The sequence below is a fragment of the Rhodococcus sp. BH5 genome, assembly GCF_027583855.1.
Lineage (GTDB): Bacteria > Actinomycetota > Actinomycetes > Mycobacteriales > Mycobacteriaceae > Rhodococcus_F > Rhodococcus_F qingshengii.
In genome coordinates, this window is the sequence record NZ_JAJHVW010000001.1 from 96,810 (window position 1) to 121,833 (window position 25,024).

Annotated in this window: 24 protein-coding genes; 19 read left to right on the plus strand and 5 right to left on the minus strand. The window is 63.1% G+C overall.

Annotated features, from left to right (window positions below; all coding sequences use genetic code 11):
- Positions 1 to 111: 111 nt before the first annotated feature.
- Positions 112 to 1,035, plus strand: coding sequence for a tRNA (adenine-N1)-methyltransferase (locus tag RhoBH5_RS00460; protein ID WP_042919726.1), 924 nt, complete (start codon positions 112 to 114; stop codon positions 1,033 to 1,035).
- 64 nt (positions 1,036 to 1,099) lie between these two features.
- Here RhoBH5_RS00460 and RhoBH5_RS00465 read toward each other — a convergent pair whose 3' ends face one another.
- Entirely contained in the window at positions 1,100 to 1,624 is a 525-nt protein-coding gene (locus RhoBH5_RS00465) for a hypothetical protein (protein ID WP_003944789.1), read from the minus strand.
- A 195-nt stretch (positions 1,625 to 1,819) separates the two neighbouring features.
- On the opposite strand from RhoBH5_RS00465, the gene arc reads away from it, so the two are divergent.
- Positions 1,820 to 3,595: a proteasome ATPase gene (arc, locus tag RhoBH5_RS00470; protein WP_003944870.1), complete on the plus strand. Its 1,776-nt coding sequence runs from the start codon at positions 1,820 to 1,822 to the stop codon at positions 3,593 to 3,595.
- 118 nt (positions 3,596 to 3,713) lie between these two features.
- Positions 3,714 to 4,391, plus strand: a complete 678-nt coding sequence (locus tag RhoBH5_RS00475; RefSeq protein ID WP_064444616.1) for a TIGR00266 family protein — start codon at positions 3,714 to 3,716, stop codon at positions 4,389 to 4,391.
- 51 nt (positions 4,392 to 4,442) lie between these two features.
- On the opposite strand, the gene RhoBH5_RS00480 is transcribed toward RhoBH5_RS00475, so the two are convergent.
- Positions 4,443 to 5,000, minus strand: coding sequence for an NUDIX hydrolase (locus RhoBH5_RS00480; protein WP_007729886.1), 558 nt, complete (start codon positions 4,998 to 5,000; stop codon positions 4,443 to 4,445).
- 58 nt (positions 5,001 to 5,058) lie between these two features.
- On the opposite strand from RhoBH5_RS00480, the gene dop reads away from it, so the two are divergent.
- From dop to prcA, 4 genes are all read left to right on the plus strand, one after another.
- Positions 5,059 to 6,558, plus strand: a complete 1,500-nt coding sequence (gene dop / locus RhoBH5_RS00485; RefSeq protein WP_042450979.1) for a depupylase/deamidase Dop — start codon at positions 5,059 to 5,061, stop codon at positions 6,556 to 6,558.
- 148 nt (positions 6,559 to 6,706) lie between these two features.
- The gene (locus RhoBH5_RS00490; protein WP_003944925.1) at positions 6,707 to 6,901 is read left to right on the plus strand and encodes a ubiquitin-like protein Pup; all 195 of its coding nucleotides are present in this window, start codon (positions 6,707 to 6,709) and stop codon (positions 6,899 to 6,901) included.
- Positions 6,898 to 7,776: a proteasome subunit beta gene (gene prcB, locus RhoBH5_RS00495; protein ID WP_030536341.1), complete on the plus strand. Its 879-nt coding sequence runs from the start codon at positions 6,898 to 6,900 to the stop codon at positions 7,774 to 7,776. Before RhoBH5_RS00490 ends, prcB begins: the two co-directional genes overlap by 4 nt.
- Positions 7,773 to 8,540, plus strand: a complete 768-nt coding sequence (gene prcA, locus RhoBH5_RS00500; protein ID WP_003945006.1) for a proteasome subunit alpha — start codon at positions 7,773 to 7,775, stop codon at positions 8,538 to 8,540. The genes prcB and prcA overlap by 4 nt, the downstream gene beginning before the upstream one ends.
- A gap of 37 nt (positions 8,541 to 8,577) precedes the next feature.
- On the opposite strand, the gene RhoBH5_RS00505 is transcribed toward prcA, so the two are convergent.
- Complete coding sequence (locus RhoBH5_RS00505) at positions 8,578 to 9,996, minus strand: bifunctional phosphatase PAP2/diacylglycerol kinase family protein (protein ID WP_172827081.1); 1,419 nt, start codon at positions 9,994 to 9,996, stop codon at positions 8,578 to 8,580.
- A 144-nt stretch (positions 9,997 to 10,140) separates the two neighbouring features.
- On the opposite strand from RhoBH5_RS00505, the gene pafA reads away from it, so the two are divergent.
- From pafA to RhoBH5_RS00540, 7 genes are all read left to right on the plus strand, one after another.
- Complete coding sequence (pafA, locus tag RhoBH5_RS00510) at positions 10,141 to 11,499, plus strand: Pup--protein ligase (RefSeq protein ID WP_007729869.1); 1,359 nt, start codon at positions 10,141 to 10,143, stop codon at positions 11,497 to 11,499.
- Between the two features lie 110 nt (positions 11,500 to 11,609).
- Positions 11,610 to 12,620, plus strand: a complete 1,011-nt coding sequence (locus RhoBH5_RS00515; RefSeq protein WP_003944939.1) for a helix-turn-helix transcriptional regulator — start codon at positions 11,610 to 11,612, stop codon at positions 12,618 to 12,620.
- The gene (locus tag RhoBH5_RS00520) at positions 12,620 to 13,597 is read left to right on the plus strand and encodes a helix-turn-helix transcriptional regulator (RefSeq protein ID WP_030536343.1); all 978 of its coding nucleotides are present in this window, start codon (positions 12,620 to 12,622) and stop codon (positions 13,595 to 13,597) included. The genes RhoBH5_RS00515 and RhoBH5_RS00520 overlap by 1 nt, the downstream gene beginning before the upstream one ends.
- A 134-nt stretch (positions 13,598 to 13,731) precedes the next feature.
- Positions 13,732 to 14,007: a Sec-independent protein translocase subunit TatA gene (gene tatA / locus RhoBH5_RS00525; protein WP_003944836.1), complete on the plus strand. Its 276-nt coding sequence runs from the start codon at positions 13,732 to 13,734 to the stop codon at positions 14,005 to 14,007.
- Between the two features lie 73 nt (positions 14,008 to 14,080).
- Complete coding sequence (gene tatC, locus RhoBH5_RS00530; RefSeq protein ID WP_192712392.1) at positions 14,081 to 15,109, plus strand: twin-arginine translocase subunit TatC; 1,029 nt, start codon at positions 14,081 to 14,083, stop codon at positions 15,107 to 15,109.
- A 48-nt stretch (positions 15,110 to 15,157) separates the two neighbouring features.
- On the plus strand, positions 15,158 to 17,869 hold the full coding sequence (locus RhoBH5_RS00535) for a DEAD/DEAH box helicase (RefSeq protein ID WP_003944907.1): 2,712 nt from the start codon (positions 15,158 to 15,160) through the stop codon (positions 17,867 to 17,869).
- A gap of 52 nt (positions 17,870 to 17,921) precedes the next feature.
- On the plus strand, positions 17,922 to 18,746 hold the full coding sequence (locus tag RhoBH5_RS00540) for a DUF4333 domain-containing protein (protein WP_192712394.1): 825 nt from the start codon (positions 17,922 to 17,924) through the stop codon (positions 18,744 to 18,746).
- A 4-nt stretch (positions 18,747 to 18,750) separates the two neighbouring features.
- Here the strand turns inward: RhoBH5_RS00540 and RhoBH5_RS00545 are convergent, their stop codons facing one another.
- On the minus strand, positions 18,751 to 19,716 hold the full coding sequence (locus RhoBH5_RS00545) for a 5'-3' exonuclease (RefSeq protein ID WP_192712395.1): 966 nt from the start codon (positions 19,714 to 19,716) through the stop codon (positions 18,751 to 18,753).
- 37 nt (positions 19,717 to 19,753) lie between these two features.
- Between RhoBH5_RS00545 and RhoBH5_RS00550 the strand changes: the two genes are divergently transcribed.
- Positions 19,754 to 20,890, plus strand: coding sequence for a M24 family metallopeptidase (locus RhoBH5_RS00550; protein ID WP_270007844.1), 1,137 nt, complete (start codon positions 19,754 to 19,756; stop codon positions 20,888 to 20,890).
- On the opposite strand, the gene RhoBH5_RS00555 is transcribed toward RhoBH5_RS00550, so the two are convergent.
- Complete coding sequence (locus RhoBH5_RS00555) at positions 20,891 to 21,316, minus strand: PPOX class F420-dependent oxidoreductase (RefSeq protein WP_192712396.1); 426 nt, start codon at positions 21,314 to 21,316, stop codon at positions 20,891 to 20,893.
- A gap of 30 nt (positions 21,317 to 21,346) precedes the next feature.
- Here RhoBH5_RS00555 and RhoBH5_RS00560 point away from each other — a divergent pair, with 30 nt between their 5' ends.
- The 4 genes from RhoBH5_RS00560 to RhoBH5_RS00575 are packed head-to-tail and all read left to right on the plus strand — an operon-like array spanning position 21,347 to position 24,904.
- The gene (locus RhoBH5_RS00560) at positions 21,347 to 22,108 is read left to right on the plus strand and encodes an SDR family NAD(P)-dependent oxidoreductase (protein ID WP_270007845.1); all 762 of its coding nucleotides are present in this window, start codon (positions 21,347 to 21,349) and stop codon (positions 22,106 to 22,108) included.
- A complete protein-coding gene (gene cbiE / locus RhoBH5_RS00565) occupies positions 22,105 to 23,388 on the plus strand; it encodes a precorrin-6y C5,15-methyltransferase (decarboxylating) subunit CbiE (protein ID WP_192712398.1) in 1,284 nt (427 codons plus the stop codon). The genes RhoBH5_RS00560 and cbiE overlap by 4 nt, the downstream gene beginning before the upstream one ends.
- Entirely contained in the window at positions 23,385 to 24,134 is a 750-nt protein-coding gene (gene cobM / locus RhoBH5_RS00570) for a precorrin-4 C(11)-methyltransferase (RefSeq protein WP_192712399.1), read from the plus strand. The genes cbiE and cobM overlap by 4 nt, the downstream gene beginning before the upstream one ends.
- A 23-nt stretch (positions 24,135 to 24,157) precedes the next feature.
- Positions 24,158 to 24,904, plus strand: a complete 747-nt coding sequence (locus RhoBH5_RS00575; RefSeq protein WP_192712400.1) for a cobalt-precorrin-6A reductase — start codon at positions 24,158 to 24,160, stop codon at positions 24,902 to 24,904.
- Positions 24,905 to 25,024 lie beyond the last annotated feature (120 nt).

Genomic DNA, 25,024 nt, shown 5'->3' on the forward strand with positions numbered 1-25,024 from the left:
CAACTCCGTCGGAGCCGGTGGCGAGGACACCGGAAACAAGCGAACAGGGATCATCTGCGCATGGCGAACGAGCTGCAACCAGAAGAAGGCACGACCGAAGTGGATGAGGTTGTGCAGTCCGCTGTCGCCGAGATTCCCGAACAAGAGCTTCCAGAAGCTGATCTCACTGCGCCGGGCAAGCGGCCGTCAGGTCCGTTCCGCGTCGGCGACCGAGTACAGCTGACCGACGGCAAGGGACGCCACTACACGATCGTTCTCGAGGCGAACCGCGAATACCACACCCACAAGGGCGGAATCGTTCACAACGATCTGATCGGTGCCGACGAGGGCAGCGTCGTCAAGTCGGTCAACGGCACGCCCTATCTCGCATTGCGCCCCCTGCTGGTGGACTACGTGCTGTCCATGCCGCGCGGTGCCCAGGTCATCTACCCGAAGGACGCAGCTCAGATCGTCCACGAAGGCGACGTGTTCCCAGGGGCACGCGTGCTCGAGGCCGGAGCCGGCTCCGGCGCACTGACATGTTCGCTGCTGCGTGCCGTCGGACCCGAGGGCAAGGTCATCTCCTACGAGGTCCGCGACGATCATGCCGAACATGCGGTTCGCAACGTCGAGACCTTCTTCGGGGAACGTCCGCCGAACTGGGAACTGACCATCGCCGATCTCGCCGAGTTCGATCCGGAAGCGCACGGAGGCAAGGTCGATCGCGTCGTACTCGACATGCTGGCCCCGTGGGACGTCCTGCCCGCCGTCTCGCAGGCACTCGTGCCGGGCGGCGTGTTGATCGTCTACGTCGCGACCGTTACTCAGCTCTCGAAGGTCGTCGAGGCGATGCGGGAGCAGGAATGCTGGACCGAGCCCCGCTCGTGGGAATCGATCGTGCGCGGTTGGCACGTCGTCGGATTGGCGGTGCGCCCCGAACATCGGATGCAAGGCCACACCGCGTTCCTCGTGAGCGCTCGTCGTCTCGCCGAAGGAACTGTCACCCCGAAGCCGCAGCGGCGTGCGGGCAAGGGCTCGAACACCGCGGCCAAGTAGTCACACGAAAACAACAAGAGCGGCGATCCGGTATCCGGATCGCCGCTCTTGTCGTAGCTGGAAGTTATGCGGTGCAGGAAGCGCGGCCCATTTCCAGGAGCACGCATGCCGAGGTGTCGGACAGCTTCCAGGAGCCGTCTTCGAGCTCCCAGGTCCACGGGGTGGCCGGGGCGGCGCCGTGCGGGCTGACGACGGCGACGTCTGCGGTTGCGGTCTGACCGTCGACCTTGACGTTGTCCACGTTGAACGTGATCGCGTAGGCCGGGTTACCGCCCAGCGCAGCACTCATCGTCTCGATGTTGGCCTGACGCTTGGTTCCGTCGACCACCAGAGCGGTCTTCTCCTCGATCGGCTTGGCCGGATCGATGAGAGCGACGAGCGAAGCGTTGAGCTCCTCGGCCGTCGGAGCCGCTGCGGCAGCGGCAGCTGACGTCGTGGCGGAAGCCGAGGCCTTGGCTGTGGTGCTCGAGGCGGCGGCGGAAGTCGAACTTGCAGCCGTCGAATCCTTGTTGTCGTCCGAGCTGCATGCACCCATGGTCAGGACGGCAGCGACAGCACAAGCGCTGATGAGAGTCTTGCGGATGATCACAGCGTTACCTTTCGTTGTAAAGAGAGACAGGCGCTGTCTCCATCTTGTAGGCAAGGCTAACATGACCAAATTCTGGCTCGAGACCAGTCGGCACGGTCCGCGCGCAGGTGTGAATTCGCACTCGCGCACCGTGTCTGGCGACAGTTGGGGCCTTATGCCGGTAGCGTTGATGGATCGCACTGGGAGGAGACGCACATGAGCTCGACAGAGAACCCGGATTCGGTTGCGGCAGCAGAAGAACTCCACGCGCTACGAGTGGAAGCACAAGTACTGCGCCGACAACTTGCACAATCGCCGGAGCAGGTGCGTGAGCTGGAGTCGAAGGTGGACTCGTTGTCCATCCGAAACAGCAAGTTGATGGACACCCTCAAAGAGGCCCGTCAGCAGCTCATCGCGCTTCGTGAAGAAGTCGACAGACTCGGTCAACCGCCGAGCGGTTACGGAGTCCTTCTCTCGGTACACGAGGACAAGACCGTCGACGTGTTCACGTCGGGTCGCAAGATGCGGTTGACGTGCTCACCGAACATCGACACGGACACCCTCGCCCTCGGGCAGACGGTTCGCCTCAACGAGGCACTCACCATCGTCGAGGCCGGCACCTACGAGCAGGTCGGTGAGATCAGCACGCTCCGTGAGGTACTCGACGACGGCTTGCGCGCACTGGTGGTCGGTCATGCCGACGAAGAGCGCATCGTCTGGCTCGCAGCGCCGTTGGCAGCCGTCTTCGCCGACCCCGAAGCCGATATCATCGCGTACGACGCCGATTCTCCGACCAGGAAACTGCGTCCGGGCGACTCGTTGCTCGTCGACACCAAGGCCGGGTACGCCTTCGAGCGCATCCCGAAGGCCGAGGTCGAAGATCTGGTTCTCGAGGAAGTTCCGGACGTTCACTACGACGACATCGGTGGTCTCGGGCGTCAGATCGAGCAGATCCGTGATGCCGTCGAACTCCCGTTCCTCCACAAGGATCTGTTCCACGAGTACTCGCTGAGGCCGCCGAAGGGTGTACTGCTCTACGGTCCGCCTGGTTGCGGCAAGACGCTCATCGCCAAGGCCGTCGCCAACTCGTTGGCCAAGAAGATCGCAGAAGCCCGCGGTCAGGACAGCAAGGACGCCAAGTCCTACTTCCTGAACATCAAGGGCCCGGAACTTCTGAACAAGTTCGTCGGCGAAACCGAGCGTCACATTCGGATGATCTTCCAGCGTGCTCGTGAGAAGGCGTCCGAGGGCACTCCGGTGATCGTCTTCTTCGACGAGATGGACTCGATCTTCCGTACCCGTGGTTCGGGAGTCTCCTCCGACGTCGAGACAACGGTTGTTCCGCAGCTGCTCAGCGAGATCGACGGCGTGGAAGGGCTCGAGAACGTCATCGTCATCGGCGCGTCCAACCGTGAGGACATGATCGACCCGGCCATCCTGCGTCCCGGCCGACTGGATGTGAAGATCAAGATCGAGCGCCCCGACGCGGAATCCGCTCAGGACATCTTCTCGAAGTACCTGGTGGACGGTCTGCCGATCAATGCGGACGACCTCGCCGAGTTCGGTGGCGATCGCACTGCATGCTTGAAGGCGATGATCGTTCGCGTCGTCGATCGCATGTACGCGGAGAGCGAAGAGAATCGTTTTCTCGAGGTCACCTACGCCAACGGCGACAAGGAAGTTCTGTTCTTCAAGGACTTCAACTCGGGTGCGATGATCCAGAACATCGTCGACCGCGCCAAGAAGTACGCGATCAAGTCGGTACTCGACACCGGTGCTCCGGGCTTGCGTGTGCAGCACCTCTTCGATTCCATCGTCGACGAGTTCGCCGAGAACGAGGATCTGCCCAACACCACCAATCCTGATGACTGGGCACGTATTTCGGGCAAGAAGGGTGAGCGGATCGTCTACATCCGCACTCTCGTCACGGGCAAGAACGCCAGTGCGAGCCGCGCGATCGACACGGAGTCGAACACGGGCCAGTACCTGTAACGAAACGAACATCGATCGGGCCGGCCACTCCGCGAGAGTTGTCGGCCCGATCTCTGCGTCGCTGCCGTTGACTTCGTTGCGATTGGACCGGTCGGTCGCGCTGGTTTAGAGTCCCGCCGTGCAGATACATCTTCGACACAATCCGTCGTCCACAGTCGCTCGCTGCTACCTCGCGCCCGGCGAACCGCTGCGCGTGGAGAGCGGGGCGATGCTCGCGCATTCTGCCGGCGTAGTACTCGAAGCGAAGGCGCAGGGCGGCGTCCTGCAGGGACTCAAGCGGTCGATGCTGAGCGGCGAATCATTTTTCGTCACGACGTATACCGCTCCGCAGCAAGGTGGTTGGGTCGACGTGACTGGTGTGCTTCCCGGAGATCTGATCCCGCTGACCATCACCTCTGATCGCCCGTTCTTCCTCAACCGTGGAACCTGGTTGGCCAACTCCTACGGTGTGACGGTCGAGTCCAAGTGGGGCGGCATGTCCAACCTCTTCGGCGGTGAGGGCGGCTTCGGCCTGCGGGCAAGTGGCGACGGTGAAGTAGTGCTGGCCGTCTACGGCGCGATCGACGTCATCGACTTGCAGCCAGGCGAGACGGTCACGATCGATACCGGTCACGTGGTCGCCTACGACCTCGGCATGAATTTCAACATGCGGCGCGCCGTTCAGGGGCGCACCATTCAGTCGATGAAGTCCGGTGAAGGATTTGTCTTCGACTTCACCGGCCCAGGACGCGTTCTCGCGCAGACCCGCAACCCCAGCGCGTTCGCTGCTTGGCTCTCGGCGATCACCCCGGGCTGATCACAGGTCCCACCAGTGTTCAGTCCCAGCGGTGTTCAGTCCCAGCGGTGTTCAGCTCCAGCAATAGTCGGCCAGCAGCGCGCGTGAGTCCGGAACGAACGGCCACGACGGGTCCTGCAGGTGGGCGCCGAGTTCTTTCGGCGTCCACCACCAACCTTCGGCGATCTCGCTGGGCTGATGTGCCATCGGCCCGTCGTATCTGAGTTCGAACGCAAACAGGTGACAGCGCAACGGAGAGTTGTTCCACTCGCCGTCCCAGGATTTTCGAGCGATCTCCGTCAGTCGGAGTGGCTGGTCTGCCGTTCCGAAGATTCCGAGTTCTTCACCGACTTCACGGATCGCAGTTTCCTGCGGCGTCTCACCTGGATCGACGACACCTCCGGCAAGACAGTCGTGATAGCCCCCGAACACCGCTTTCGTGTCGGTTCGGCGATGGACGTAGATGCGGGAGCCGTCCCCGGTACGAACCAGGACGCCCGCACTCGCGTGCCAGAGCCCACCCGAGTAGACGACCGAACGTGGTGCTCGGCCGATCGGATTACCCGTCCGGTCGTACACGGCGACTACCTCGTCCGCGGGATTCAGGTCTGCGGTGAGAGGTTGGTGCATTCCTCCAACTGTGCCACGCCTGTGGGTGCCGCGCCGCAATCACATAGGCTCTTGTGTCATGCAGCGGATCATCGGTGTCGAGGTCGAATACGGAATATCTTCACCCAGTGAGCCGTCGGCGAATCCGATTCTCACTTCAACCCAGGCGGTGCTTGCCTACGCCGCCGCAGCGGGCGTGCCACGGGCCAAGCGCACACGCTGGGATTACGAGGTCGAATCTCCGCTGCGAGATGCCCGAGGCTTCGATCTGGGGCGAATGAGCGGTCCCGCGCCGGTGATCGACGCGGACGAGATCGGCGCCGCGAACATGATTCTCACCAACGGGGCACGGTTGTACGTCGACCACGCACATCCGGAGTATTCGGCGCCCGAGGTCGCTGACCCGCTCGACGCCGTGATCTGGGACAAGGCCGGCGAACGCGTCATGGAAGCGGCTGCGCGGCACGCATCCAGCGTGCCGGGTGCGCCTCGGCTCCAGCTGTACAAGAACAACGTCGACGGCAAGGGTGCCTCGTACGGCACGCACGAGAACTACCTCTGCTCACGTGAGACCCCGTTCGCCTCGATAGTGACCGGATTGACGCCGTTTTTCGCGTCCCGGCAGGTGATCTGCGGTTCCGGTCGTGTGGGTCTCGGTCAGTCCGGCGACGAGGCCGGATTCCAGCTTTCGCAGCGATCCGACTACATCGAGGTCGAAGTAGGCCTCGAGACCACTCTCAAGCGCGGAATCATCAACACCCGCGACGAACCGCACGCGGATGCGGACAAGTATCGCCGCCTGCACGTCATCATCGGTGACGCGAACCTCGCGGAGATGTCGACGTACCTCAAGGTTGGAACAACGGCGCTGGTACTCGACCTGATCGAGGCAGGTGTCGACCTCACCGATCTGCAACTGGCGCGTCCGGTCACGGCCGTCCACCACATCAGTCACGACCCCACTCTGCGCAAGACCGTTGCGCTGGCCGACGGACGTGAACTGACAGGGCTTGCGCTGCAACGCATTTACCTCGAACGTGTCTCGAAGTTCCTCGACCGTGAGGCCGATCGTGATCCGCGAGCGGACGATATCGTCGCCAAGTGGGCGATGGTTCTCGATCTCCTCGAGCGCGATCCCATGGAGTGCGCGAACATCCTCGACTGGCCGGCCAAACTGCGTCTGCTCGAAGGGTTCCGCAATCGTGAGGGACTCGCGTGGTCGGCGCCGCGATTGCATCTGGTGGATCTGCAGTACTCCGACGTGCGACTCGACAAGGGCCTGTACAACCGCCTGGTTGCTCGCGGCTCCATGGAGCGGCTTGTCACCGAACAGCAGGTTCTCGACGCGGTCACGAACCCTCCCACCGACACTCGCGCATACTTCCGGGGCGAGTGCCTACGCCGATTCGGGGCCGATATCGCGGCCGCGAGCTGGGATTCGGTCATCTTCGATCTCGGCGGTGAATCGTTGATCCGTATCCCCACCCTCGAGCCGCTTCGAGGTACCAAAGCGCACGTCGGAGCGTTGCTCGACTCCGTGGACAGCGCCGCGGAACTGGTTGATCAGCTCACTCACTGAAATCAGCCGATGCGGCTCGCCGTCGCGTCTCTCCACACCTGACGGTGCCGCTCGGTAGGGTGAAGGTCCGAGCGGGATCAGTTACCGACTCTGCTGGGCCGAACAGGATGCTCGCGAGAGCTCCCTTCACACAAGGAGGTCGACGGCGATGGCTCAAGAACAGACGCAGCGTGCCGGTGGCGGCGAAGACGACGAAACCACTGGTGGCGACGGCAGTGCCGGCCAGGAACGTCGCGAGAAGCTCGCTGCAGAAACCGACGACCTGCTCGACGAGATCGACGACGTGTTGGAAGAGAACGCCGAGGACTTCGTCCGTGCCTACGTCCAGAAGGGCGGCCAGTGACGGTGGATCGCGCGCCCCGGATCACAGACGGGGACACACGGTTGAGCTTCGGCTCGAATCTGTCGTCATTCTCGGAATACCTTCGGGTGCATGCACCGGAGCATCTTCCGCAGAACCGCTTCGCCGACACAGGAGGTGTTGTCATGGGCGGGGGAGACGTAGCTCCGCACGGCACCACCATCGTCGCGATCAGCTATGCGGGTGGTGTTCTGCTCGCGGGTGATCGCCGAGCGACGATGGGCAATCTCATCGCCAGCCGTGACGTGCAGAAGGTGTACGTCACGGACGACTACTCGGCTGCGGGTATTGCCGGTACGGCCGGGATCGCAATCGAACTGGTCCGGCTCTTCGCGGTCGAGCTCGAACATTACGAGAAGATCGAAGGCGTCCCACTCACGTTCGACGGCAAGGCCAATCGACTTTCGTCGATGGTTCGAGGAAATCTCGGAGCAGCGATGCAAGGTTTGGCGGTTGTGCCACTGCTCGTGGGTTACGACCTGGACGCGGTCGATCCGTCCACCGCCGGTCGCATCGTCTCCTATGACGTCGTCGGTGGGCGATACGAGGAGCGCGCGGGCTATCACGCAGTCGGATCCGGCTCCCTGTTCGCGAAATCGGCGCTCAAGAAGCTGTATTCACCGGGAATCGACGAGGACACCGCGCTTCGGTTCGCCGTCGAGGCGCTCTACGACGCGGCAGATGACGATTCGGCTACCGGTGGTCCTGATCTGACACGAGGGATCTATCCGACGGCGGTCACCATCACCTCGGCCGGCGCTGTGGAGTTGTCGCCCAGCAGGGCTGCCGAGATCGCCCGGGAGATCGTCGCGGCTCGCACGGCGACCGCGAGTCCGGAAGGGGAGTCTGCGCTATGACGATGCCGTACTACGCATCAGCCGAACAGATCATGCGCGATCGTTCGGAATTGGCGCGCAAGGGAATTGCCCGCGGGCGCAGCGTCGTCGTTCTCACCTACCGCGACGGAGTGCTCTTTGTCGCCGAGAACCCGTCGCGTGCTCTGCACAAGGTCAGCGAACTGTACGACCGTCTCGGATTCGCGGCAGTGGGCAAGTACAACGAGTTCGAGAATCTGCGCCGCGCGGGCATCGTCCACGCAGACATGCGTGGGTACTCGTACGACCGTCGGGACGTAACCGGGCGTTCTCTCGCCAATGCGTACGCACAAACCCTGGGAACGATCTTCACCGAGCAGCCCAAGCCGTACGAGGTCGAGATCTGTGTTGCCGAGATCGGTCGCTTCGGAAGCAGTACGCCGGCTCAGCTCTACCGGATCACGTACGACGGATCCATCGCGGACGAGCAGGAATTCGTGGTCATGGGCGGCACGACCGAACCGATCGTGACGGCGATGCGCGAGTCGTACCAGCGAGACCTCGACCTCGAATCCGCAGTGCGGATTGCAGTCGGGGCGCTCCAAAAGGGCGGCCCGGCACCGGCCGGAACCACTGAGGCGGAACCACGAACTCTCGATGTGAGTGCACTCGAGGTTGCCGTACTCGACAGCAATCGTCCACGCCGTGCGTTCAAACGGATCGCTGGAACGGTTTTGGAAGAGATGCTTCCAGCTCCGGCAGCAGTCGAGGATGCGCCGCCGGCAAACGGCGACGCACCCTCGTAGATACTCCGTAGGTCTGGGAGTTACTGCAGGTCTGGAGTTACTGAGTGACTCGGTAGACGGCCACCGCGCCCGGTTCGGTGTCGAAATCGAACCGGCGCGCGTCTGCCACCACTTCACCGTCGGTGGCGATGGCTACCGGTGAATCGGCGACTCGAACCGACATCGACGAGACGAGTTCGCGAACGTAGACCCGCGAGCTGCCCAATGTTCCTGTGGCAGCCGCAAACAGCAGACGTGAGCGCGAGAATTTCTTGTCCGCGCGCAGATAGCGGACGTCGAGTAGTCCACGGTTCATCTCCGGACGCGACATCGGCACCTGATCGGCGGGGGAGTATCGCCCGTTTCCGACGAACAGCATCCAGATGGTGGTCCGCTTCCCGTCGATGGTGACCGTCATCGGCTCCGCCGCTGCGAGAACCCGGATCATCGCGGCTCCTGCGGCCGGCCACTTACCGAATCGTGGTTCCCATTTTTCCCTCAGGCGCACAGCATCCGGGTATCCACCGAGGCTGGCTGTGTTGAGAAACCGTGCAGTCACTCCGGAATCCGTGCGCACCACCGCGTGGTCGACGAATGCCGCCTGACCGGACTCGACTGCCTGTGCGGTCTCCTCGACATTCACCGCCCCGACGTCGCGGGCGAAATGGTTCAATGTTCCGCCGGGAAAAACCGCAAGTGGTAGCTCGTGCTTTGTCGCCGCGGTCGCGACCGTGACCACTGTTCCGTCGCCGCCGCATACACCCAACGCTTTCGGCGAGAGCTCGGGGATCTTGGCATCGATCTGCATGTCGAAGTCGATGTCCGCGTCGAACTCGTAGACGATCGCCGCAGGTAGTAGTTCTCGAATCGATTCCACGATCCCGTCGTCCTCGGAGCCTGAACCAGGATTGGTGAAGACCAACAAGCCTTCTCCGCGCGGGAGCGCGGGAACCACGCACTCGGGTCCGAGTTCGGCGGGTTCTTCGTCGCGCACCGCCCACCAACGACGCGTGCCGGCAGCGATAGCACCGCCGACCGCGAGGCCTGCGAAGACGTCGGACGGCCAGTGGACTCCGTTGTGAACGCGTGAGTACGCCACTGCTGCGGCCAGTGGTGCGAGAGCAGCTCCAGCAACCGGGGACTCCATGGCCACTGCCGCGGTGAATGCCGCGGCCGAAGACGAATGTCCGGAGGGGAACGAGGACGACGTCGGAATGTCGACGCCTCGCTTCGGGCTCAGCCAGACGCGTGCCGGTGGGCGTCGGCGGGGAAAGAGGGGCTTGAGTATGCCGTTGGCCAGCGCGCTGGAACCGGCCAGTGCGAGCAGCCCGCGTGCTGCTGCCCTACGGGGCCGCCCGCCGATCATCGCGAGCAAGGCGGCGACAACCATCCACAAAACGCCGTGATCGGCGGCTCTGGAGAGAAACCGCATGGTCGGGTCGAGCACGGAAGGGCGCAGTGCTCCAGTGCTTTCCATGACTTTGACGTCGCTTCGGACAACTTTTCGGCGAATAAGGCTCACACCGTCACACTATGCTGCCGCCCGACGTTGTCGAGTCGTGACTTACGACGCGATCGAAGTACACGGGTGAACCTCGCATTCTGGTTGTACTGTCGAAGTGTGCAGAGACGAATCATGGGTATCGAGACGGAATTCGGCGTTACCTGCACCTTTCACGGGCACAGGAGACTGAGCCCCGACGAGGTTGCTCGTTACCTCTTCCGTCGTGTCGTGTCGTGGGGTCGCAGCTCCAACGTCTTCCTCCGTAACGGAGCTCGCTTGTACCTGGATGTGGGTTCGCACCCGGAGTACGCGACGGCCGAGTGCGACAGCCTCATCCAGCTGGTCAATCACGACCGTGCCGGTGAGCGTGTGCTCGAAGAACTGCTGATCGACGCCGAGGCGAGACTCGCCGAGGAGGGTATTGGTGGCGACATCTATCTCTTCAAGAACAACACCGACTCGGCCGGAAACTCGTACGGCTGCCACGAGAACTTTCTCGTCGCGCGCGCCGGTGAGTTCTCCCGCATTTCGGATGTCTTGTTGCCGTTCCTCGTCACGCGCCAGTTGATCTGCGGCGCCGGAAAGGTACTGCAGACTCCGAAGGCCGCGACGTTCTGCCTCTCGCAGCGCGCGGAACACATCTGGGAGGGCGTCTCGTCGGCTACCACTCGCTCGCGTCCGATCATCAACACCCGCGACGAACCGCACGCGGACGCCGAGAAGTACCGCCGCCTGCACGTGATCGTCGGCGATTCGAACATGGCCGAAACGACGACGATGCTCAAGGTCGGTTCTGCCGCACTGGTGCTCGAGATGATCGAAGCCGGGGTGTCGTTCCGCGATTTCGCGCTGGACAACCCGATTCGTGCCATCCGCGAGGTCAGTCACGACGTGACCGGTAAAAAGCCGGTTCGCCTTGCTGGTGGACGTCAGGCCAGTGCCCTCGATATTCAACGCGAATACCACGCCAAGGCAGTCGAACATCTGCGTAACCGCGAACCGGACCCGCAGGTGGAGCAGGTAGTCGACCTGTGGGGTCGCACCCTCGATGCCGTCGAAGCTCAGGATTTTGCGAAGGTCGACACGGAGATCGACTGGGTCATCAAGCGCAAGCTGTTCCAGCGCTACCAGGACCGTCACGGTTTCGACCTGTCCGATCCCAAGATCGCGCAGCTCGACTTGGCTTACCACGACATCAAACGCGGCCGGGGCGTCTTCGACGTTCTCCAGCGCAAGGGCTTGGTCAAGCGGGTCACCGAGGACGAGACGATCGACGACGCCGTCGAGAATCCGCCGCAGACCACGCGCGCCAAATTGCGGGGCGACTTCATCACCGCAGCCCAGGCAGCAGGCCGGGACTTCACAGTCGACTGGGTTCACCTCAAGCTCAACGATCAGGCACAGAGAACGGTGCTGTGCAAGGACCCGTTCCGCTCCGTCGACGAGCGTGTCGAGCGTTTGATCGCTTCGATGTAGGTCACCCAATTTCACGATTTACAACACAGCAGGTCTGTTTTGCGGCGACGCGCCGGGCACGAAAGTGTCCGGCGCGCGTTCGGTTATCGGATAGCCACTAGGATTTCGGCGTGGCGACATCAAAAATCGAGCGGTTGATGAACCTGGTGATCGCGTTGCTGTCCACCAGACAGTTCCTCACGGCGGAGAAAATCCGTGACAGTGTGGCCGGGTACAACGATTCCGCGAACTACGAAGCGTTCAGTCGCATGTTCGAGCGCGACAAGAACGAACTTCGTGACCTGGGTGTCCCGTTGGAAACCGGTCTGGCAGGACGGTTCTCGACCGTCGAGGGGTATCGGATCAATCGCAATGCCTACGAGCTTCCGGACGTGGACCTCACCAGCGAGGAATCTGCTGCAGTCGCCGTCGCGGTGCAGTTGTGGGAGTCGCCGGAACTGATTTCGGCAGCCCAGAGTGCACTACTCAAACTCCGAGCGGCCGGCGTCCAGGTCGACTCAGAAGTCAGTGCCGCCCCGGTCACCGCGATTCCCGCGCGCACCCGCGGTTCGGAGCCCGCGCTCGGCAAGCTTCTTGCAGCGGTCGACGCCGGCCGAGCAGTTCATTTTCAGCACCGCGGCGCATTGAACGAACCGTTCACCGAGCGCACCGTCGAACCGTGGGGCGTCGTCACGCACAACGGCAAGTGGTACCTGGTCGGGCACGACGTCGACCGTGATGCGGTGAGGACCTTCCGGCTCTCACGGATCGGTGACGACGTCAGGGAGTTCGGCCCGGCCGGTTCGGTTCACAAACCTGAAGGTGTCGACCTTCGCGAGGTCGTCGATCGCGTGACCGGTTCGGGCGTCGTGACCGGGACGGCTACGGTGTGGGTCGCAGACGGCCGCGCCCATGAGCTTCGGCGGCTTGCGACGTCGTCGTCCGAACGGCGGTTGACCGATCGCGACGGCAGCGTGCTGGCCATCCCCGTCCGATCCTGGGAATGGACCGCTCGGTTGATCGCCGGTCACGGGTTGGACGCATTGGTGCTGGACCCACCGGATTTGCGTGCTGAGGTCGTCGCGAAGCTGCGCGCCGCCGCGGCGAGCCCGATCACCGGCAATGGACAGGGGGACCACTGATGAGCAATCGACTGTCGTCGCGGTTGGCACGGCTGCTCAACCTCGTGCCGTACTTCATCGCAAATCCTGGCATCAGTCCCGCCGAGGCCGCCGAGGAGCTCGGTGTCAGCACCACTCAACTGATGACCGACCTCAATCAACTGTGGGTGTGCGGACTGCCCGGTTACGGTCCCGGTGATCTCATCGACCTGTCCTTCTCCGAGGAAAGTATCGAGGTCACGTTCTCGGCCGGGATCGATCGCCCGTTGCGCCTCACCTCGACGGAGGCGACGGCGTTGCTGATCGCCCTGCGGTCCTTGGTGGAAATGCCCGGCATGGTCGATCCGTCCTCGGCGCAGCGTGCCATCGCGAAGATCGAGGACGCAGCAGGCTCGGCCGCGGCACGAGCCATCGGTCAGGACCGGGACACATCGCCGGCGCCGGACATCGCCGAAGACCCGATAGCAGCGACGGTCAGAGCCGCGCTCGCAGACAAGACCGCCCTGCGATTGACGTATTACTCCGCCTCGCGCGACGCGGTCTCCGAGCGCATCGTCGACCCCGTTCGTATCGTGTTGGTCGACAACTACAGCTACCTCCAGGCGTGGTGCCGTCAAGCCGAGGGAGTGCGGTTGTTCAGATTCGATCGGATCGACGCCGCCGTCCAACTCGACGAGCCCGCCGACCCGCCGCCGCAGGCCCTCGAGGAGGATTCGAATCTCGAATTGTTCAGCGGCGACGGTTCCCTTCCGGAAGCGCGGTTGTTCATCACCAAAGAGTGGGTGTGGATGCTCGACTACTACCCGTTGGACGTCGAGCACGTGAACGACGACGGGTCGGTCGAGGCGACGATGAGTTTCGGAACACTTGAATGGATGGCAAGGCTGGTGTTGGGATTCGGTGAGGGCGTTCGGGTCCTTCATCCGCCGGAACTGGTCTCCGAAGTCCATGATCGAGCCGTTGCGGCGCTCGACGCCTATGACGTAATCGGTTCGTAAAACTTCGGGAAACTTCACGTTCAGTGAGTTCGCAGGAAACAAACAGGTAAAAGGTAGCTGAAGTAAGTGCTTTGGCACCTCCGAGCGCCGGTTGTGTCCGGTAGCATCGAGGAATCTGATCATGGGAGGTCGTTATGGGTGCAATGCAGCCGATGCATTGGCTGATTGTCGCTGTTGTCGTCGTAATTCTGTTCGGGTCGAAGAAGCTTCCCGATGCAGCACGCGGTCTGGGTCGTTCCCTCCGCATCTTCAAGAGCGAAGTCAAGGAAATGCAGAACGACGATGCGGCGCCCGCAAGCGCGCCGGTCGCACAGCCTGCTCCGGCACAGTTGCCGACGGCCAACACCGCGGTCGTCGCAAACGGTGCAGCAGCACCTGTTGCGCAGCCGACTGAAGTCAAGCCGCTCTAGTACACACTGCGTTCTAGCCGGGGTGAAATATTCGTTCACCCCGGTTGTCTGCTGACCAAGACCAGGATGCACAGTGCGTATTCCGTTAGACCCGCGTAACCGCAAGCGGAAGGTCAACCCAGACGGCACCATGTCGTTGGTCGACCACCTGTACGAATTGCGGACTCGTTTGTTGTTCGCATTCCTCGGCGTGATCATCACCACGGCGTTCGGCTTCTTCTGGTATTCACACTCGATACTCGGTCTCGAAAGTCTGGGCGATCTGCTTCGCGGACCGTACTGCGAGCTTCCGTCCGAGAGTCGCGCCAACCTCAGCACCGACGACGCGTGCCGATTGCTGGCGACCGGGCCGTTCGAGCAGTTCATGCTGCGATTCAAAGTGGCGCTCACCGCCGGCATCGTTCTTGCCTGCCCGGTGTGGCTTTACCAATTGTGGGCATTCATCACCCCGGGCCTCTACGCCAAAGAGCGTCGCTACGCGGTCGGATTCGTCACCGCAGGTGCCGCTCTCTTCATTCTCGGCGCAATCCTGGCGTACCTCGTCGTGGCGAAGGCTTTGCACTTCCTCCTGACCATCGGTGACAACGTCCAGATCACCGCGCTCAGTGGTTCTGAGTACTTCGGCTTCATCATCAATCTGCTGCTCATCTTCGGCGTCAGCTTCGAAATTCCACTGCTCGTCGTCGTGTTGAACTTTGCCGGCATTCTGACGTACGAGCGTTTGAAGGCCTGGCGTCGAGGATTGATCTTCGGGCTCTTCGTATTCGCTGCAGTTGCCACGCCAGGGTCGGATCCGTTCTCGATGTTGGCGCTCGCGCTGGCTCTGACGCTTCTCTTCGAGGTCGCGGTACAGATCGCTCGCCTCAACGACAAACGTAAGGCCAAGCGCGCCGGTGAAGACTGGGGCGCACTGTCCGACGAGGAAGCTTCCTCCATCTCGGCTCCGTCCGATCTGAACGAGGCTTTCGACAATCCGACCAAACCCAAGGCCGAATCGAGTGGATTGTTCGGACGTAGGTCCAAGTCCAAGGCTCCGGTCGCGGAGAAATCCGACACCGCCGGCGACAACGCGCCCGGCCAGGATTTCACTGACACTCTCTGAGCGCCGTGCCACCACGTCGGCGGCGTGTGAAACCCTGACGAGGTGGTTATGAACAAGAGTGAACTGAGCACGTTCGCGTCCAGCCTGAAGTTCGAACTCGATCCATTCCAGGTGAAGGCATGCGTTGCGCTCGAAGCGGGCCACGGCGTCCTTGTCTGCGCGCCGACCGGTGCAGGCAAGACCGTGGTCGGCGAGTTCGCTGTCCACCTGGCTCTGGCGGCGGGCCGCAAGTGTTTCTACACGACGCCGATCAAAGCGTTGAGCAATCAGAAGTACGCCGAACTCGTCGAGCGGTACGGCCCCGGCGAAGTCGGTCTGCTGACGGGTGATTCGAGTATCAACTCCGACGCACCGGTGGTCGTCATGACCACCGAAGTCCTGCGGAACATGCTCTACGCCAACTCCGAGGCACTGCGCGGGCTTTCGCACGTCGTCATGGACGAAGTGCATTACCTGGCCGACCGGTTCCGTGGGGCGGTGTGGGAGGAAGTGATCCTGCACCTGTCCGAGGACGTACGCCTGGTGAGTTTGTCGGCGACCGTGAGCAATGCCGAAGAATTCGGTGCCTGGATGGAAACCGTCCGCGGCGACACCACTGTGGTCGTGGACGAGACTCGGCCGATCCCGCTGTGGCAGCACATCATGGTCGGTAGGCGAATCTTCGATCTCTTCGACAGTCGTAGTCATCCTGCTGCCGGGCCGAAGACCGTGCTCGTCGACCAGGATCTGGTTCGCCACGTCAAGCAGCGTCAGGCTCTCGAACGCGTCGAGAGCTGGCAGCCGCGTGGCCGCGGACGACGCGGCAGCTACCAGAGCTCCAACGATTTCCGGCCCTTGCCACGACCTGACGTCATCGCTCAGCTCGATCAGTCCGGACTGCTCCCGGCCATCACTTTCATCTTCAGCCGCGCCGGTTGTGATGCGGCTCTTGCACAGTGCCTGCGGTCCAGACTGGATCTCACTTCGCCGGAGCAGGTCCGCGAGATCGACACCATCATCGAGAAACACACCGGGGAACTACCCGAAGAGGATCTCGAAGTTCTCGGATATCGGGACTGGTGCAAGGCACTACGACGCGGACTGGCATCTCACCATGCCGGCATGCTGCCGGCATTCCGCCAGACAGTCGAGGAACTGTTCGTCAAGGGACTCGTGCGGGCGGTCTTCGCGACCGAGACGCTGGCCCTCGGCATCAACATGCCGGCACGCACGGTGGTGCTCGAACGTCTGGTCAAGTACAACGGTGAATCGCACGCCGAACTGACGCCGGGGGAGTACACGCAGCTGACGGGTCGGGCCGGCCGACGCGGCATCGACGTCGAAGGCCACGCTGTGGTCCTGTGGCAGCCCGGGGTCGAGCCGACGGATGTCGCCGGCTTGGCGTCGACACGGACGTTCCCGCTCCGCAGTTCGTTCCGCCCCTCGTACAACATGTCGATCAATCTCGTCGAGCGCATGGGCGCGGCGGATTCACGGAAGCTGCTCGAACGTTCCTTCGCGCAGTTCCAAGCGGATCGCTCGGTGGTCGGCCTGGTGCGTGGCATCGAGCGGAACGAAGAAGCACTGAAGGGTTTGCAGGAGAAACTCGGCGGTGCGGACGGCGAATACTTCGAATACGCGTCGTTGCGTGAGCGGCTCAGTGCGCGCGAGCGCGCGCTCGAACGTAAGGGCCGCGAAGACCGACGCGGAGATGCGGTGGAGTCCCTTCGTGCACTCGCCCGCGGTGACGTGATCGCAATTCCCATCGGTCGTCATTCCGGGGTGGCGGTGGTCCTCGTCCCGGACAACGATCCGAAGGACCCGCGTCCGCTGGTTCTGACTGCCGACCAGTGGGCCGGCCGACTCTCCTCGGGTGATTTCCCGGAAGCAGCCGACGTTCTGGGAAAGATGCGACTGCCCAAGCATGTCGATCACCACACCGCCCGGATCCGGCGCGATCTGGCCTCGGCGTTGCGTAGTACCGGGATCAGTGCCCCCCGGCGAAAGAAGCGCCACAAGGCCGGCGCGTCCGAAGATGCCGAGGTCGCTACTTTGCGACGTGCTATTCGCTCGCATCCGTGCCATAGCTGGCCCGATCGTGAACATCTGAGCCGGATCGGTGAGCGCTACAACCGGCTGGCCAGGGAAACGCAGTCGATGAGGGAAAAGGCTGCGGCCACCACCAACTCGTTGGCGCGGACGTTCGACCGCATCATTGCGCTACTCAAAGAGCGTGAGTACATGACTGCCGAAGCAGCGCCCGAAGTCACCGAATCCGGACGACGACTCAGCCGCATCTACTCGGAAAGCGACCTTCTGGTCGCCGAATGCCTGCGGACCGGGGCGTGGACAGGTCTCAGCCCGGCCGAGTTGGCGGCCGTCGTGTCCTCGGTGGTCTACGAATCACGTCGGGACGGGGACACCGTGGATCGAGTGCCGACAGCGGCGCTTCGTCACGCCCTCAACGACACTCAACGATTGTGGAGCGAACTGCGGTCGGACGAGATTCGCCACAAGCTGCCGCCGACGCGGGAACCGGATCTCGGATTCGTCACTGCCGTTTATCACTGGGCGAGCGAAAACTCGCTTGTCGACGCACTGATCGCGGCCGGAGTGCAGGGTCGTGCGCTGTCTGCAGGTGATTTTGTACGTTGGTGTCGTCAGGTGATCGATCTCCTCGATCAGGTCCGCCTGACTTCGACGGATGCCGACGTCGCGAAGACTGCGGCGCGGGCGGTAGCTGCAATTCGTCGCGGGGTAGTTGCTGTCGACGCAGCATGACCGCAACTATGTGGTTTGATTCGCAGACTGGTATTTCGAGTGGGAGGCGAACATGAGCGGGCCTTACGGACCGAACGATCCGAATCGGCAATGGGGTCCTGGTGATCAGCAGCAGCCGAACGAGCAGCAGTGGGGGCAGAATCCTCAGCAGCCGGGCGGACAACAGCAGCCTGGTCAGCAGCCCGGCCAGCAACAGCCGTGGGGTCAGACTGGTCAAACACCGCAGCCCGGTCAGCAGCCCGGCCAGCAACAGCCGTGGGGACAACCTGCCTACGGCCAGCCGGGTGGTCAGCCTGCGTACGGTCAGCCGCAACAGCCTGGACAAGGACAACCCGGCCAGCAACAGCCGTGGGGACAACCCCAGCAACAACCTCCCGCACAGCCGTGGGGTCAGCCCGGGCAACAGCAGTCACCTGACGCAACCCAGGCGTGGGGTCATCCTCCGGCTGCCGCACCGCAGCAGGCGTGGGGCGCCACGGCCCCCGGGCAGACTCCGGGACAGCAGAACCAGTGGAACCAGGCTCAGCCGTTCCCGAGTCCCGGTGCGCCCGGAAACCAGTCGGGTAAGTCGAAGAAGCCCCTGATCTTCGGTGCGATCGGCGTTCTCGTCGTTCTTGCCGCTGTCGTGGTGGCCCTGGTGTTCGGAGTCTTCGGCAAGAACACACTCGATCAGAGCGCGGCTCAGGCCGGCGTCGAGAAGATCGTCACCGAGTCCTACGGGGCGAAGAACGTGAGCAACGTTCAGTGCCCCGCGGACCAGGAAGTCAAGTCAGGCAACAAGTTCACCTGCACGCTTTCGATCGCGGGTGTGAAGTCGAACGTGACCGTGACGTTTGTCGACGACAACGGCACGTACGAGGTCAGCCGCCCGAGCTGACGCCCTATTGGTCGGAACGGCCTGCCGCCGCAGCCTCGAGCGCGGCGGCAAGCCGGCCGGCCGAGCGCTCGATGTTGAGCGAGGCCGCCACTTCCTCGAGGCGTGCGGGATCGACGGGGGTCGCCGGGAGTCGGTCGTCCTTCGAGAACTGAACGTCCGCGTCGCGAACCACTCGTACGACCGGCAACGCAGCATCAAGGTAAGCCATTGCCTCAGGTGAGGTCAGTTTTGCGCGAATCCCCTTGGCCATATCCGATTCAGGATCAGCTGCGGCCGCCCGAAGTCCGGCCAACGAGCCGTAACGGAGCATCAGTGTCGACGCAGTCTTCTCACCGACACCCTTGATGCCGGGTAGACCGTCGGAGGCGTCTCCGCGCAGTACCGCGAGTTCGGCGTAAGCCTCGCCCGCACGGTCACCGGGTACTCCGTACTTCTCCGCAACCTCGACCGGTCCGAAGAGTTCCGCCTTGGACAGGCCACGGCCCACGTACAGGACACGGACAGGTACGTACTCGTCGGTGACGACCTGCAGTAGGTCGCGGTCACCGCTGACGACGATGGTGAGATCTTCGCGCTCGGTGGCGGCAAGCGTTCCCAGTACGTCGTCGGCTTCGAGTCCGACTGCACCCGCCGTCGCGATACCCGCTGCAGCGAGCACGTCCATGATCATGTCGACCTGAGGCGTCAACGTGTCCGGAACTTCTTCGGACGCACCGTCAGAGCCTTCCTCGACGCGATGTGCTTTGTACGTCGGGACTGCATCGACGCGGAACTGCGGTCGCCAGTCCAAGTCCAGGCACACGGCGAGACGACTCGGCTCGTGTTTGGTGATCAGGGAAGCAACCATGTCGGTGAAACCGCGCACCGCGTTGACAGGTCTTCCGTCGGGATCGACGAATGACTCGGGCAGCGCGTAGAACGCACGAAACCACAGGCTGGCACCGTCGAGGAGAAGCAATGGCCCACTCATGGTCACCATCCTGCCAGTCGGCACTAACCTGTAAGCCATGACGTCTCCAGCCGAACAGGATTCCCGATTCTCCAACGCCGTGTACGGCGCACGTATCGCTCGCGCCGCGGAGTTGGCTCGATCAGCAGGACTCGACGGTCTGGTGGTGACTCCAGGTCCGGATCTGCGGTACCTGACGGGTTCTCGGGCTGACTCGTTCGAGCGCTTGACCGCGTTGGTCATCGCCGCGGACACGGCGAAGGCGTCCGTCGTACTTCCTCGGTTGGAGTTGGCGTCGCTGAAGGAATCGGCAGTGGGCGATCTCGGGTTGACCGTCCTCGACTGGGTCGACGGTGTCGACCCGTATGCGATTGTGGCGGCGCAACTCCCGACCGGCGCGAAGGTTGCGGTGACGGATGCGATGCCTGCGCTGCATCTGATCCCGCTCGCAGACACCTTGGGCGCGTTGCCGATTCTCGCCACCGGCGTCTTGCGCGAATTGCGGATGGTCAAGGACGGCGCCGAGATCGAGGCATTGCGGCGAGCCGGTGCGGCCATCGACCGTGTTCACGCCCGCATGGCCGAGTTCTTGGTCGTCGGACGTACGGAAGCTGAAGTGGGCGAGGCGATTTCGGCGGCGATTCTCGAAGAGGGGCACACTGAGGCGGCGTTCGTGATTGTCGGTTCGGGCCCGCACGGCGCCGATCCACATCACGAGGTTTCGGACCGGGTGATCGAGAGCGGCGATATCGTGGTCATCGATATCGGCGGACCGGTCGAGCCCGGATACAACTCTGATTCCACCCGCACGTACAGCATGGGGCAGCCGTCCGCGGAGGTTGCAGCGCAGTTCGCGGTACTCGAGGCGGCGCAGCAGGCCGCCGTCGATTCGGTGCGGCCGGGAGTATCCGCAGAATCCGTGGACGTTGCAGCCCGCGAAGTGCTTGCCGCACAAGGTCTTGCAGAGGTATTCGTTCACCGCACCGGTCACGGTATCGGGCTGTCCGTGCACGAGGAGCCGTACATCGTCGAGGGCAACACCATCGAACTCGTCGAAGGTATGGCCTTCAGCATCGAACCGGGAATCTACTTCCGCGGCAGTTGGGGTGCCCGTATCGAGGACATCGTCGTCGTGACCGCCGACGGTTGCGAGTCGTTCAACAACCGTCCGCACGGCCTGACTGTCCTCGCCTGATCAGCTTTTCTTGAACGCAGCGGACCCGAGTATGCGTGTGACGTCGATTTCGATGACCACGCGCGCGGGATTGACCCGTGGCTGGCGGTACCGCTCGGCATAGCGCCGAACGGCGTCGGCCACGGAGTCCGCGTCGGTGAGCACGCGTGCCGGCCCCTCGAGCGTGAGCCAGCGGCCACCGTCGACCGAACTGACGGCGGCGTATCCGCTACGCGCTGCGTTGATCGCCTTCTGTGAGCCACCGCTGGTGATCACGCGCGCTTTTCCGGCTTCCTGGTCCCAGGTGAACCCGACGGCAACGACGTGTGGGGTGCCGTTAGGACGCAACGTCGTGAGTGTCGCGAGGTGGTATTCACCGACGAACTTCAGCCCGTCTTCGGTGAGAGTCTGCTGTGACGATGGCGTGGTGGAGGGGGTGAGCGTCATGCCACGACGGTAATCCAGGACACTGGAGCGGTGACTGCGGGTGGGAACGTGAATGACATCGAGACGGTACTGCTCCTCGGCGGACGAAGTGAGATCGGCCTCGAGATCGGGGTCAGGCTCGCGCCGGGCCGCAACATCGTTCTGGCTGCCAGACGCAGCGGAGAGCTGTCGGAGCAGGAGCAGATGCTCAAAAACGCCGGCGCTGTCGAAGTCTCCACCGTCGAGTTCGACGCCGACGCTGTCGACACGCACGGAGACCTCCTGGGCGCCGTAGTCGCCGAGCACGGTCGGATTTCGATTGCAGTGCTGGCCTTCGGGATTCTCGGCGATCAGGCGCGTGCCGAAACCGACGCGGCGCATGCGGTCGCGGTGGTGCACACCGACTACGTGGCTCAGGTCAGCATCCTCACGCACCTCGCGGAGATCATGCGCCGACAGGGAACCGGAAAGATCGTGGTGTTCTCGTCCGTCGCCGGCGTTCGGGTTCGCCGCGCCAACTACGTCTACGGGAGCGCAAAGGCCGGCTTGGAGGGTTTTGCCAGCGGTCTGGGCGACGCGCTGCACGGTTCGGGCGTGCAGTTGATGCTGGTACGGCCAGGGTTCGTCATCGGGAAGATGACCAAGGGAATGTCGCCTGCCCCGATGTCGAGCACTCCGTCGCAGGTCGCGGACGCCGTCGTGCGGGGACTGAACTCCGGGGCGACGCGTGTGTGGGTACCGCGAGTTCTGCAGCCGGTGTTCTTCGTCATGCGGCTTCTGCCTCAGACGATCTGGCGCCGGATGCCGCGATGACCACACACCCGGTGGTGATCGTCGGCATCGGCGCCGACGGCTGGGATGGGCTGTCCGAGAGCGCAAAGGGCGCAATCCTGGGCGCGGAGGTCCTGATGGGGTCGCCGCGCCAATTGGACTTGGTCCCGGCGACACATCTCGGGGCACGGCGTGCGCCCACCAGGCTGACCTGGCCGTCTCCGATGATTCCGGCGTTGCCGTCGATGTTCGCCGAGAACGCGGACCGCAGAGTATGCGTGCTCGCCAGCGGTGACCCGATGTTCCACGGTCTCGGTGTCACATTGGTCAGGCTGCTCGGCGCGGACAACGTGCGAGTGATCTCCCACCCGTCGTCGGCGGCGTTGGCGAGCGCGCGAATGGGATGGGCATCGGCCGAGATCGACGTCGTGAGCCTGGTCAACCGAGACTCGGCGACAGTATTGGCTTCCGTGACTGACGGTGCGCGACTGCTGGTGTTGAGCAACGGGCGCTCGACACCGGGGGAGGTGGCACGTCTGTTGTCCGGCGCGGGCTTCGGTCGATCGATCGTGACCGTGCTGGCCCAGCTGGGCGGGGCCGGGGAATCGCGGACCGTCACGGTCGCAGACGAGTGGGATCACGCGGACGAGGACGTGGACGCGTTGAACGTTCTGGCCGTCGAGTGCATCGCGGCCGATCCTCTCTTGCGGCTGACTCGAATCCCGGGGCTACCGGATGCTGCTTTTGTCGGCGACGGTCAGATGACCAAGCAGGAGATCCGTGCGTTGACGTTGTGCGCGCTTGCCCCGGCGCCGGGAGAACACCTCTGGGACGTGGGCGGTGGGTCGGGAACCGTCGCCATCGAGTGGATGCGAACTCACCCACGTTGCACTGCAACAACATTCGAGAAGGTGGCGAGCCGCGTGTCGCAGATCGGTGCCAATGCACTCAATCTCGGCGTGCCCGCGTTGAACGTGAAAGGGGCCGCGCCGGAGGCGTTTGCGGACGAAACTCGACGTCCCGATGCGGTGTTCGTCGGCGGCGGCGTCACGCAACCGGGAATGCTCGAAGCGTGCTGGGAGCAGTTGAGCGTGGGTGGTCGTCTGGTCGCGAACGCCGTGACCGCCGAGTCCGAATCGTTGCTGCTCGGCTGGATGAGTCGCCATGGTGGGACGCTGCGACGCTTTCAGGTGCAGCGCGCCGAGCCGTTGGGAACGTTCAACGTTTGGCGACCGCAACTTCCGGTGGTCCAATGGTCCGTCACAAAACGTCAGCCGTCTGCAGGCGCAGACACAGATACGCCGGAGGAATCCACACAATGACCGTTCATTTCATCGGTGCGGGTCCCGGTGCGGCAGATCTGATCACTGTCCGCGCGCAACGCATCATCGCTGCGAGCCCTGTGTGCTTGTACGCAGGCAGCCTTGTTCCAGCGGAGTTGCTCGAGTGGTGCCCGGTCGGAGCTCAGGTCGTGGACACTGCTCGGCTGAGCCTGGACGAGATCACCGCGATTCTTGTCGAAGCGGATTCCGCTGGGCTGGACGTCGCGCGTTTGCATTCCGGTGATCCGTCGATCTTCAGTGCAGTGGCAGAGCAAGCTCGTCGCCTGGACGCCGCAGGAGTCGATTTCGACATGATTCCCGGTGTTCCTGCATTTACCGCGGCAGCAGCCGCGCTGGGGCGCGAGCTGACTGTCCCAGGCGTCTCGCAGACCATTGTTCTCACCCGAGTCGCCACCTTGTCGACGGCAATGCCGGAGGGCGAGGATCTGCGGTCCCTCGGCCGCAGCGGCGCGACGATGGTGATTCACCTCGGCGCTCATCGCATCGAACAGATCGCATCCGAGTTGGCCGACAGTTACGGCGAGGATTGCCCGGTCGCGGTGGTCGCCTTCGCCTCACGGCCCGAGGAGATCGTTGTTCGAGGCACTTTGAAGACGATCGTCGAACTTGTTCATGCAGCCGGCATCACGAAGACGGCCGTTGTGATCGTCGGCCGAGTGTTGACTGCTGAAGGATTCCCGGACAGCTATCTCTACTCGGCGGCGCGTGAGAGAAGCACACACTGACCCCGACAGGTACTCGTCGTCGCGTGCTCATTCTCGGCGGCACGGGTGAAGGTCGAGTGATCGCTTCTCGGTTGGCCGGTTCGGCCGACCTCGAAGTTGTCACATCGCTGGCCGGCCGGGTTCGTGATCCTCGATGGCCGGAGGGGGAAGTGCGCATCGGTGGGTTCGGGGGAGCCGAAGGGCTGTCGGAGTGGTTGTCGGCCAATGATATTCGTGCAGTGCTCGACGCCACGCATCCGTTTGCCGCTCGCATCACCCAGAATGCGTTCGAAGCGTGCCTTGCGAATTCCGTGCCGTACGCCATGTACCGACGCCCGCCCTGGCGCGAGCAACTCGGTGACACTTGGCTTCCGGCACACGATCTCGATCACGCCGCAGAGTTGGTGCCGACGGTCGGCTCACGCGCTTTTCTGACGATCGGGAGGCAAGGAGTTTCGGCGTTCGACCGCGTGAAGAGCGTCTCGTTTCTCGTGCGCTCGATCGATCCGCCTTCAGGGACATTGCCGCCTCACTCGCAATTGCTGCTCGCACGTGGTCCATTCGACATCGAAGCGGAAGTCGATCTGATGCGAACTCACAGCATCGACGTCGTGATCACCAAGAACAGTGGCGGCGAGCAGACGTACGCAAAGATCGCCGCAGCCAGGCAATTGTCGATCCCGGTGATCGTCGTCGAACGACCACCGATCCCGGCGACCGTCCCGGCATTCGATACCGAAGCCGAGGCGATGGACTGGCTCACGGCTTTCGGTCGTGGAACGGCGCTGTGAGGCCGACATCGCGTTCGCTTCAGGTTCGTCTAAGGTTCCGTGACCATACTGGAGGGATGTTGGGATTTTTCGACGCCGCACTGCGGGACCGCGCATGAGAGTGTCGGTTCCCGGAATGAG

Excerpts from the sequence above, each read along its gene's own strand:
- arc (WP_003944870.1), top strand. The coding sequence starts at position 1,820 with ATGAGCTCGACAGAGAACCCGGATTCGGTTGCGGCAGCAGAAGAACTC.
- RhoBH5_RS00480 (WP_007729886.1), bottom strand. The coding sequence starts at position 5,000 with ATGCACCAACCTCTCACCGCAGACCTGAATCCCGCGGACGAGGTAGTC.
- dop (WP_042450979.1), top strand. The coding sequence starts at position 5,059 with ATGCAGCGGATCATCGGTGTCGAGGTCGAATACGGAATATCTTCACCC.
- RhoBH5_RS00490 (WP_003944925.1), top strand. The coding sequence starts at position 6,707 with ATGGCTCAAGAACAGACGCAGCGTGCCGGTGGCGGCGAAGACGACGAA.
- prcA (WP_003945006.1), top strand. The coding sequence starts at position 7,773 with ATGACGATGCCGTACTACGCATCAGCCGAACAGATCATGCGCGATCGT.
- RhoBH5_RS00505 (WP_172827081.1), bottom strand. The coding sequence starts at position 9,996 with ATGGAAAGCACTGGAGCACTGCGCCCTTCCGTGCTCGACCCGACCATG.
- RhoBH5_RS00520 (WP_030536343.1), top strand. The coding sequence starts at position 12,620 with ATGAGCAATCGACTGTCGTCGCGGTTGGCACGGCTGCTCAACCTCGTG.
- tatA (WP_003944836.1), top strand. The coding sequence starts at position 13,732 with ATGGGTGCAATGCAGCCGATGCATTGGCTGATTGTCGCTGTTGTCGTC.
- RhoBH5_RS00535 (WP_003944907.1), top strand. The coding sequence starts at position 15,158 with ATGAACAAGAGTGAACTGAGCACGTTCGCGTCCAGCCTGAAGTTCGAA.
- RhoBH5_RS00540 (WP_192712394.1), top strand. The coding sequence starts at position 17,922 with ATGAGCGGGCCTTACGGACCGAACGATCCGAATCGGCAATGGGGTCCT.
- RhoBH5_RS00545 (WP_192712395.1), bottom strand. The coding sequence starts at position 19,716 with ATGAGTGGGCCATTGCTTCTCCTCGACGGTGCCAGCCTGTGGTTTCGT.
- RhoBH5_RS00550 (WP_270007844.1), top strand. The coding sequence starts at position 19,754 with ATGACGTCTCCAGCCGAACAGGATTCCCGATTCTCCAACGCCGTGTAC.
- RhoBH5_RS00555 (WP_192712396.1), bottom strand. The coding sequence starts at position 21,316 with ATGACGCTCACCCCCTCCACCACGCCATCGTCACAGCAGACTCTCACC.
- cbiE (WP_192712398.1), top strand. The coding sequence starts at position 22,105 with ATGACCACACACCCGGTGGTGATCGTCGGCATCGGCGCCGACGGCTGG.
- cobM (WP_192712399.1), top strand. The coding sequence starts at position 23,385 with ATGACCGTTCATTTCATCGGTGCGGGTCCCGGTGCGGCAGATCTGATC.